Genomic DNA, 8,773 nt, shown 5'->3' with positions numbered 1-8,773 from the left:
GTCTCACTGCCCGACTGGGCCGAGGACGCGCCCGACCGCTCGCTGTTCGTGTCCAACGCGACCGGCACGTACGAGCTGTACGCGTGGGACCGTGCCACCGGCGCCCAGCGGCAGGTCACCGACCGTCCCAACGGCACCATGGACGGCACGCTGACCCCCGACGGCCGGTGGATCTGGTGGTTCAACGACACCGACGGCGACGAGTTCGGTGTCTGGATGCGTCAGCCCTTCGACGAGGAGGAAGCGGGCGTGCGCGGTGCCGACGAGGCCGCGACGCCCGGTGTCGGCGCCGCGTACCCGAGCGGGCTCGCGCTCGGGCGGGACGGCACGGCGGTCGTCGGCTGCTCGACCGACGAGGACGGCTCCACGATCCATGTCCTGCCCGCCGGTGGCGGCGCGCCGGTCGAGATCTACCGGCACCGAGAGTCGGCCGGCGTCGGCGATCTGTCCCACGACGGGACACTCATCGCCGTCGAGCACACCGAGCACGGCGACGCGATGCACTCCGCACTGCGCGTGGTGCGCCTGGACGGCACGGCGGTCGCCGAGCTGGACGACACCAAGGGCGGTGAGTTCGAACTGGGCCTGTCGGTCCTCGGTTTCGCGCCGGTCGACGGCGACACCCGTCTCCTCGTCGGGCATCAGCGGCGCGGTCGCTGGGAGCCGATCGTGTGGGACGTGGCGTCGGGCGAGGAGAGCGATCTGGCGATCGAGCTGCCCGGGGACGTATCGGCCGAGTGGTATCCGGACGGGTCCGCGCTGCTGATCGTGCACGGCTTCGAGGCGCGTAGCGAGCTGTGGCGCTACGACTTCGCGACGCGCGCGCTGACCAGGGTCGAGACGCCCGCCGGGACGGTGTCCGGGGCGACGGCCCGGCCGGACGGCTCGGTGGAGTACCTGTGGTCCTCGGCGGCCCGTCCGCCCGTGGTGCGGTCCACGTCGGGGGACGTCGTACTCGACCCGCCGGGCGAGAAGGCGCCCGAGTCCGTGCCGGTGACCGACGTGTGGGTGGAGGGACCCGGCGGGCGTATTCACGCGCTGGTGCAGCGGCCCGCGGGCGAGGGACCGTTCCCGACGGTCTTCGAGGTACACGGCGGGCCGACCGCGCACGACCGGGACTCGTTCACGGCGGGCCCGGCGGCCTGGGTGGACCACGGGTACGCGGTCGTACGGGTCAACTACCGCGGTTCGACGGGCTACGGCCGCGAGTGGACGGACGCGCTCAAGCACCGCGTGGGCCTGATCGAGCTGGAGGACATCGCCGCCGTACGCGAGTGGGCGGTGTCGTCGGGTCTCGCCGACCCGGCGAAGCTCGTGCTCTCGGGCGGCTCGTGGGGCGGCTATCTGACGCTGCTCGGTCTCGGCACGCAGCCCGACGTGTGGGCGGTGGGGCTGGCGGCCGTGCCGGTGGCCGATTACGTCACCGCGTACCACGACGAGATGGAGGCGCTGAAGTCCATGGACCGCACGCTGCTCGGGGGTACGCCGGAGGAGGTGCCGGAGCGCTACGAGGCGTCGTCCCCGCTGACGTACGTGGACGCGGTGCGCGCGCCCGTCTACATCTCCGCGGGCCTCAACGACCCGCGCTGCCCGATCCAGCAGGTGGAGAACTACGTGAACCGCCTGTCGGCGCGCGGCGCGGCGCACGAGGTGTACCGGTACGACGCGGGGCACGGGTCGCTGGTGGTGGAGGAGCGGATCAAGCAGGTCGCCCTGGAACTGGACTTCGCGGAGCGCCACCTCCGGTAGCGGGGGGCCCGGCTCTGCGGGCCGGGCCCGTTCTCCGGATTGCGCGGCCCCCGGGCCGCGCCTGTCCTCAAGCGCCGGACGGGCTGAATACGCAGCCCGTCCGGCGATAGCGGGGCCCGGCCCGCGGTGGCCCGGAGCCGCTGCGTACCGTAGAGGGGTGTACCGGTTCCTGCTGACGCCCCGGTGGTGGGGCATCAATGTCTTCGTGCTGCTGGCCATCCCCTTCTGCATCTTCATGGGGACCTGGCAGCTCGGCCGTTTCGAGGACCGCGTCGATTCGCACCGGAGCGCCGAGGCCGCGCCCGATCCGGCGAAGCGCGCCGCCGCGCCGATCGCGGATCTGTTGCCCGTCGACCAGGAGACCTCCGGGCGGCACGCGACGGCGAGCGGTACGTACGGGGAGCAACTCCTCGTCCCCAAGCGCGAGTTGGACGAGAAGTCCGGGTCGTACGTGCTGGGGCTCCTGCGTACCGACAGCGGCAGGGCGCTGCCCGTCGTGCGCGGCTGGCTGCCCGCCGGTGCCGACGTGCCGCCCGCGCCGACGGGCGAGGTCACCGTCACCGGGGCGCTCCAGGCGCCGGAGAACTCGGGCACCGACGGCGTCGACACCCGTGGCGGGCTGCCGAGCGGGCAGGTCGGCATCATCAGCGGGGCGTCGCTGGTCAATCTCGTGCCGTACGACGTGTACGACGCCTGGATCACGGTCATCGAGCCCGACGCCGCCGGGCTGACGCCCGTACCGCCTCAGGCGCCGCAGGGCAGCGGGCTCGACCTGAAGGCGTTCCAGAACCTCGGGTACACGGGCGAGTGGTTCGTCTTCGTCGCGTTCCTGCTCTTCATGTGGTTCCGGCTGTTCCGGCGTGAGACCGAGGCCGTCAGGGACCGCGCTCTGGGGCTTGAGACCGCCGCGTAGCGCCAACCACGAGCACACACCCACAGCCGCCCGCAGCCGCACCCACGACCGCAGCCGCTACGACGCTTCCAGCACGCCCGTCCGGTAGATCGTCCCCGCGCACGCGTTGTCGATCGTCGTCGCCGCCGGTGTCGAACCGGGCTCCGGGGTGTGTACGACGTCGATGCTGCCGTCCGCCGGCCCCTCTTCACTGCCGAGCTGCGGCGACGGCTCGATCGGCGTCGTCCCCGTACCGTTCGTCGCACCGCCCGAGTCGCCCTCCGTGGGCGTGGGGTCCGGTGACGGTTCGCTGGTCGGACAGGTGTCGGTCGGCACCCAGGCGAACATCACCTCGTACGCCCCCGAGGGCGCGAGCACCAGCGCGGTCGCCTCGTTCGACGGGTCGGGCAGGTCGCTCGCGGGGTCGCCCGGCTGGTGGTTCACCACTTCGATCTTGTTCGGGTCGGCGGCGCCCGTCGCCTGGATGTCGACGGATCCGTTGCCGCTGACCGAGCAGTTGGTACCGGAGATGTTGGAGATACGGAAGCGGCCGTACACCGTGCCGTCCGCCTGCGGTTCGCCCGTCTCGGCCGAACTCACACCGAGCTGGTCCGCGTCACAGGTCGCCACGGCACTGGTGAAGCTGCTCTCCGGGTCGGTGCCTATGCCGCCCGTCGTACCGCCCGACACCTCGCCGACGCTCGCCTCGGGCGAGTCCTTGTCGCCGGAGTCACCCTCGCCGCTGTCCGCCTGGTCCGAGGGGTCGGTGCCGCCCTTCTCACCGTCCTTCGGGCCGCCGTGGGAGCCGGTGCCGCCCTGGACCTGCTCCCCGTGGCCCACGTTGAAAGACTTGCCGTCCGAGGAACTGCTGGTGTTGGCGACGTGCACGAAGGCGGGGACCGCCGTACCGAACAGCAGCGCCGCCGCCGCGACGCCCACGACCGCCTGGCGCTTGCGCGCGCGCCTCGCGGGAACGGCCCTGCGCAGATGGTCGAGGGCACCGTCGGAGGGCTCGATCTCCTGGACGGCGCCGTGCAGGAGGCGGCGCAGCGCCAGTTCGTCGGCGACGGTGGTGCCACCACCGCTCGCCGCGCTTCCCACGCCGCCGAAGATCGACGCGAGGGGCTGCGTCACATCGGCCTGGGGGCCGTCGCCGGCCCGTGGCTCGTTGTCAGCCCCGGGCCCGTCACCGGCCCCGGGGACGTCGCCGTCGGTCGCGCCCCGCGCGCCGCCGGCCACACTGTGGAGGTCTCCGCCCGGTTCTTCTTCCGGCCCGTTGTTCACAGTTCCATTCCCAGTCGACTCGCCCGTCGGGCCGTCCGGCCCCTCCGGCCTTTCGTGGTCCTGATCGTGCTCGTACCCGCTCATGCCGTGGCCTCCATGGCGACGCGCAGCGCCGCGATGCCCCGCGAGCCGTACGCCTTCACCGAGCCCAGGGATATGCCGAGCGTCTCGGAGACCTGCGCCTCCGTCATGTCCGCGAAGTAGCGCAGCACCAGCACCTCGCGCTGGCGGCGCTGGAGGCCGCGCATGGCCTTGATCAGCGCGTCGCGCTCCAGCAGGTCGTACGCGCCTTCCTCGGCGCTCGCCATGTCGGGCATCGGCTTCGACAGCAGCTTGAGCCCGAGGATGCGCCGGCGCAGCGCGGAGCGCGAGAGATTGACGACCGTCTGGCGCAGGTACGCGAGGGTCTTCTCCGGCTCGCGGACGCGGTTGCGCGCCGAGTGCACGCGGATGAACGCCTCCTGCACGACGTCCTCACAGGAGGCCGTGTCGTCCAGGAGCAGTGCCGCGAGGCCGAGCAGTGAGCGGTAGTGCTGTCGGTAGGTCTCGGTCAGGTGGTCGACGGTGGTACCGGATGCCATCGCGTCGTCAGCGCCCTCGCGCCGGCCCGAAAGGCCGGCCGGACGTGCCGCCGGCATGGGAGCGATCACCGGCATCCCGCCGGGCCTGCGGGGTCGCCGGGCCGGCCGCACCGAAGTGCCGCGAACCGGGACGACCGCTGTGAAATCGAGAACCTCTGCCACGCCTGTTGGACACGCTTCCCCCGCCCAGGGTTGTACGCGTTCGCGCCCTCTTTTGACGATGCACCAATTGCCCTCATGCGTAACCGATCTCCCCCACATGCCCCATTTACCCACGGCACCGCACAGGGGCGACCGCTTAGACGCTTCCGGTCAACCGGCGGTTGCGGAAAGCCGAAAGAGCATCGTCCGCCACCGGAACACCCCAGTTCAAGTGGTACAGACCAGCGATTTGCTCACAGGGCGTTCACAGATTCTACAAAGAGATTCGGCGGTCAACTCGGGGTGGGTTCCCCGCTGTCGGTGCAGCTCATCACGGCAGGGTGGACCCCGTCTACGCGCGGTGCCGCCCACTGTCCCTATTCCCCCTGTGCGCCCGCGAATTCCCCCGCAACGGCCTCCGCGATCTGCGCGCAGTTGAGCGCCGCGCCCTTACGGAGGTTGTCGCCGCACACGAACAGCTCCAGGGCCCGCTCGTCGTCCAGCGAACGCCGCACCCGCCCCACCCACGTCGGGTCGGTGCCGACCACGTCCGCGGGTGTCGGGAAGTCGCCCGCCGCCGGGTTGTCGAACAGCACCACGCCCGGCGACGTCGCCAGGATCTCGTGCGCCCGGTCGACCGTGACCGGGCCCTCGAAGCGCGCGTGCACGGCGAGCGAGTGCGCGGTGATCACGGGCACGTGCACGCACGTCACCGCGATCCTCAGATCGGGCAGGTCGAGGACCTTCCGGGTCTCCTCGCGGATCGCCATCTCCTCGGACGACCAGCCGTCCGCCATCAGCGAGCCCGCCCACGGCACGACGTTGAGCGCCAGCGGCCCGCCGAAGGGCCCCGTGATGTCGCCCACCGCGCGCCGTACGTCACCGGGGCTCGTCCCCAGCTCCGTACCGGCCACCGCCGACATCTGCCGGCGCAGCGCCGAGATGCCGTCCTGTCCGGCGGCGCTGACCGCCTGGTAGGAGGACACGACCAGCTCGCGCACCCCGAACTCGGCGTGCAGCGAGCCCACCGCGACGATCATCGACAGCGTGGCGCAGCCCGGACTCGCGACGATGCCGCGCGGGCGCAGCCGCGCGGCATGGGGATTCAGTTCGGGCACCACGAGCGGTACGTCGGGGTCCATCCGGAACGCGGCGGACGCGTCCACCACGACCGCGCCCTGGGACACCGCGATGGGTGCCCAGTGGGCGGACACGGCGTCCGGTACGAGGAACAGCGCGACGTCCACGCCGGCCAGCGCGCTCTCACTGAGCGCCACGACCTCGGTCTCCTCGCCCCGTACGGCCAGCTTGCGGCCGGCCGCGCGGGGTGAGGCGAGAAGGCGGATCTCGCCCCAGACGTCGGCGTGCTGCGACAGGATCTGGAGCATGACGGCGCCGACGCCCCCGGTCGCGCCTACGACCGCGAGCGTCGGCCGGCCGTTCATCGGCCCGTGCTTCCGCGACTTCCCGTCATCGCCCGATGCCCTTCATCGTCCGGTGCCGCCGTAGACCACGGCCTCGTCGGACTCGGTGTCGAGTCCGAAGGCGGTGTGCACGGCGCGTACGGCCTCGTTGACGTCGTCCGCGCGGGTGACGACCGAGATACGGATCTCGGAGGTCGAGATCAGTTCGATGTTCACGTTCGCCTCGGACAGCGCCTCGAAGAAGCCGGCCGTGACGCCCGGGTTCGTCTTCATGCCGGCGCCGACGAGGGAGATCTTGCCGATCTGGTCGTCGTAGCGCAGCGAGTCGAAGCCGATGGTGCCCTTCGCCTTCTCCAGGGCGTCGATGGCCTTGCGGCCCTCGGTCTTGGGGAGGGTGAAGGAGATGTCGGTCAGCCCGGTGGACGCGGCGGAGACGTTCTGCACCACCATGTCGATGTTGATCTCCGCGTTCGCGATGGAACGGAAGATCGCCGCGGCCTCGCCGGGCTTGTCGGGGACGCCGACGACGGTGATCTTGGCCTCGGAGACGTCGTGGGCGACTCCGGAGATGATGGCGTGCTCCACCTGCTGGTCCCCTTGCGGCTGGTTGCTGACCCAGGTGCCGCGCAGTCCGGAGAAGGACGAGCGGACGTGGATCGGGATGTTGTATCGGCGTGCGTACTCGACGCACCGGTGCAGCAGCACCTTGGAGCCGGACGCCGCCAGCTCCAGCATGTCCTCGATGGAGATCCAGTCGATCTTCCGGGCCTTCGGGACGACCCGGGGGTCGGCGGTGAAGACGCCGTCGACGTCGGTGTAGATCTCACAGACCTCGGCGTCCAGCGCGGCGGCGAGGGCGACGGCCGTGGTGTCCGAGCCGCCCCTGCCGAGCGTGGTGATGTCCTTCTTGTCCTGCGACACACCCTGGAATCCGGCGACGATGGCGATGTTGCCCTCGTCCAGCGCCGTACGGATGCGGCCGGGCGTGACATCGATGATGCGCGCCTTGTTGTGGACCGAGTCGGTGATGACTCCGGCCTGGCTGCCCGTGAACGACTGGGCCTCGTGGCCCAGGCTTTTGATCGCCATGGCGAGCAGCGCCATGGAGATGCGCTCTCCCGAGGTCAACAGCATGTCCAGTTCCCGACCCGCGGGGATCGGGGACACCTGCTCGGCGAGGTCGGTCAGCTCGTCCGTCGTGTCGCCCATCGCGGATACCACGACGACCACCTGGTGGCCGTTCTTCTTGGCATCGACGATTCTCTTGGCAACGCGCTTGATGCCTTCGGCATCGGCAACGGAGGAGCCTCCGTACTTCTGCACGACAAGGCCCACGTGCGCTCCTCGATCAGTCATGCCGCAGTCGTTCATCACTGCGGTCGGCTCAGTCTAACGAGCAGCCGCATTCCGCTTAGGGAATATCGCATCGTGAGATGTCCCGCTCACGTCGTGATCACCCAGGAAGCGGTGCGGCTGCCCGGTGGACATCCATGCCCGGTCTGGCGCGGGCCACGCGGAAACGTGGGCCGGGTCACACGCGGGGTGGCATACGCGGTCGCAGTGGGGCCCTTCCTGCGCCCGAGCCCGCCCTTCAGTCCGCGTAGTCCTTGAGCTTCTCGGTCTCCAGCGTGATACCGACCGGGTCGGGGAGCTGTACGACTTCGCCGAAGTCGTACGTCGACGTGGTTCGGTACTCGCCGTTCTTCGGCTCCGCGTGCACGGTGAGCGACCAGGCGTCGCGGTCGACGAGGAGGTAGAGGGGGATGCCGACCGCCGCGTAGCCGTACGGCTTCTCGACACGGTCCCGCCTGTTGGTGTCGGTGTCGCGTGAGGTGACCTCGACGGCCATCAGAACCCCTGCGGGCTCCGCCCACTCGCCCTGACCGACGAAGTTCTCCTCGGGGGCCAGAACGCCGTCCGGCCGCGCGCGTCCCTTGCGGTATGCCTCGACCTTCAGCCCCTGCTCCGGATAGAGCGACAACTCCGGACGCTGTCGCATGCACTGCTTGAGCAGCCACATCACCATCTCGCCGTGGTTACCGTCCGGCACGGGCTTGACCTGGACCTTTCCGTTGATGAACTCCAGCCGCACCATCTCTGGCGCACGTCGGGCAAGCTCCTCGAACTCCTCGACGGACATCTGCGGCCGGTCGGTGGTCCTGGGGGTCATGGCGTCGCCTCCTCCCCTCCATGGTGCCCTGAGCGGCATCGCGTGCAGGCTCATTCGGCGGGCCACGGCAGCGGGCGGGCGAAAGCGCCGTGGGTCGGGCGGGGGATCGGGCGGGCCTTCAGGCCGGCCGCCGCGCGGAGTTCGTCGGCGCGGCGGGCCACCTCCCGCTGCGCGGGGACCGCGCGGAAGGTGTCGGGGACCGCGTCGATGACGAGGCCCTTGTCCTCCGCCGCGTCGTACGCCTCCATCTCCTCCCGGCACTCCACGCACACGCCTCCGATCAGCGTCACCACCGTCTCCGGCTCCTCGCAGCCGATGCAGAGCATCACCGCTCGCGTGATGTGGGTCGGGGCCTGGTACGGCTCGGGCGGCATCTTGCTCTCCAGTCGTTTGCGGGCGATCGCACCGGGGCTGTGCAGCGGATGCGGAAGCCCGGTGGTCAGTGAACGGGTCAGGTGGTCCGGCGTCGCGCCCCGCGCGAGCCACTGCGCGGCGAGCGATTCGAGTGCGGCGCACTCGGCGGCGGACAGGG

Annotated in this window: 7 protein-coding genes and 1 pseudogene; 2 read left to right on the top strand and 6 right to left on the bottom strand. The window is 70.8% G+C overall.

All coding sequences use genetic code 11. From position 1 onward, the window contains the following. Both GXP76_RS31760 and GXP76_RS31755 read left to right on the top strand, forming a co-directional pair. Positions 1-1,749, top strand: a 1,749-nt coding sequence (locus GXP76_RS31760) for a prolyl oligopeptidase family serine peptidase (protein WP_242575079.1), incomplete at its 5' end; no start/stop codon positions are given. Positions 1,750-1,906: 157 nt separating this feature from the next. Beyond that, positions 1,907-2,662: an SURF1 family protein gene (locus tag GXP76_RS31755; RefSeq protein WP_242575078.1), complete on the top strand. Its 756-nt coding sequence runs from the start codon at positions 1,907-1,909 to the stop codon at positions 2,660-2,662. A 57-nt stretch (positions 2,663-2,719) separates the two neighbouring features. On the opposite strand, the gene GXP76_RS31750 is transcribed toward GXP76_RS31755, so the two are convergent. From GXP76_RS31750 to GXP76_RS31725, 6 genes and pseudogenes are all read right to left on the bottom strand, one after another. After that, positions 2,720-3,925: a hypothetical protein gene (locus GXP76_RS31750; RefSeq protein ID WP_242575077.1), complete on the bottom strand. Its 1,206-nt coding sequence runs from the start codon at positions 3,923-3,925 to the stop codon at positions 2,720-2,722. Positions 3,926-4,005: 80 nt separating this feature from the next. Next, on the bottom strand, positions 4,006-4,668 hold the full coding sequence (locus GXP76_RS31745) for a SigE family RNA polymerase sigma factor (RefSeq protein WP_242575076.1): 663 nt from the start codon (positions 4,666-4,668) through the stop codon (positions 4,006-4,008). Positions 4,669-5,024: 356 nt separating this feature from the next. Continuing rightward, the gene (locus GXP76_RS31740; protein ID WP_242575075.1) at positions 5,025-6,092 is read right to left on the bottom strand and encodes an aspartate-semialdehyde dehydrogenase; all 1,068 of its coding nucleotides are present in this window, start codon (positions 6,090-6,092) and stop codon (positions 5,025-5,027) included. A gap of 42 nt (positions 6,093-6,134) precedes the next feature. Next, positions 6,135-7,406 carry an aspartate kinase gene (locus GXP76_RS31735; protein ID WP_078075877.1) on the bottom strand — a complete coding sequence of 424 codons (1,272 nt, stop codon included), beginning with the start codon at positions 7,404-7,406 and terminating at the stop codon, positions 6,135-6,137. A 256-nt stretch (positions 7,407-7,662) separates the two neighbouring features. Next, positions 7,663-8,241 carry a Uma2 family endonuclease gene (locus GXP76_RS31730; protein ID WP_242575074.1) on the bottom strand — a complete coding sequence of 193 codons (579 nt, stop codon included), beginning with the start codon at positions 8,239-8,241 and terminating at the stop codon, positions 7,663-7,665. Positions 8,242-8,291: 50 nt separating this feature from the next. Continuing rightward, positions 8,292-8,773, bottom strand: a pseudogene (locus GXP76_RS31725) (hypothetical protein); the annotation flags it as partial.

Origin of the sequence: Streptomyces sp. NP-1717, from assembly GCF_022695985.1 — a bacterium.
GTDB lineage: Bacteria > Actinomycetota > Actinomycetes > Streptomycetales > Streptomycetaceae > Streptomyces.
Note: the sequence above shows the minus strand (reverse complement) of the source record. Positions and strands in the feature narration are given on the sequence as shown.

Excerpts from the sequence above, each read along its gene's own strand:
- GXP76_RS31740 (WP_242575075.1), bottom strand. The coding sequence starts at position 6,092 with ATGAACGGCCGGCCGACGCTCGCGGTCGTAGGCGCGACCGGGGGCGTC.
- GXP76_RS31730 (WP_242575074.1), bottom strand. The coding sequence starts at position 8,241 with ATGACCCCCAGGACCACCGACCGGCCGCAGATGTCCGTCGAGGAGTTC.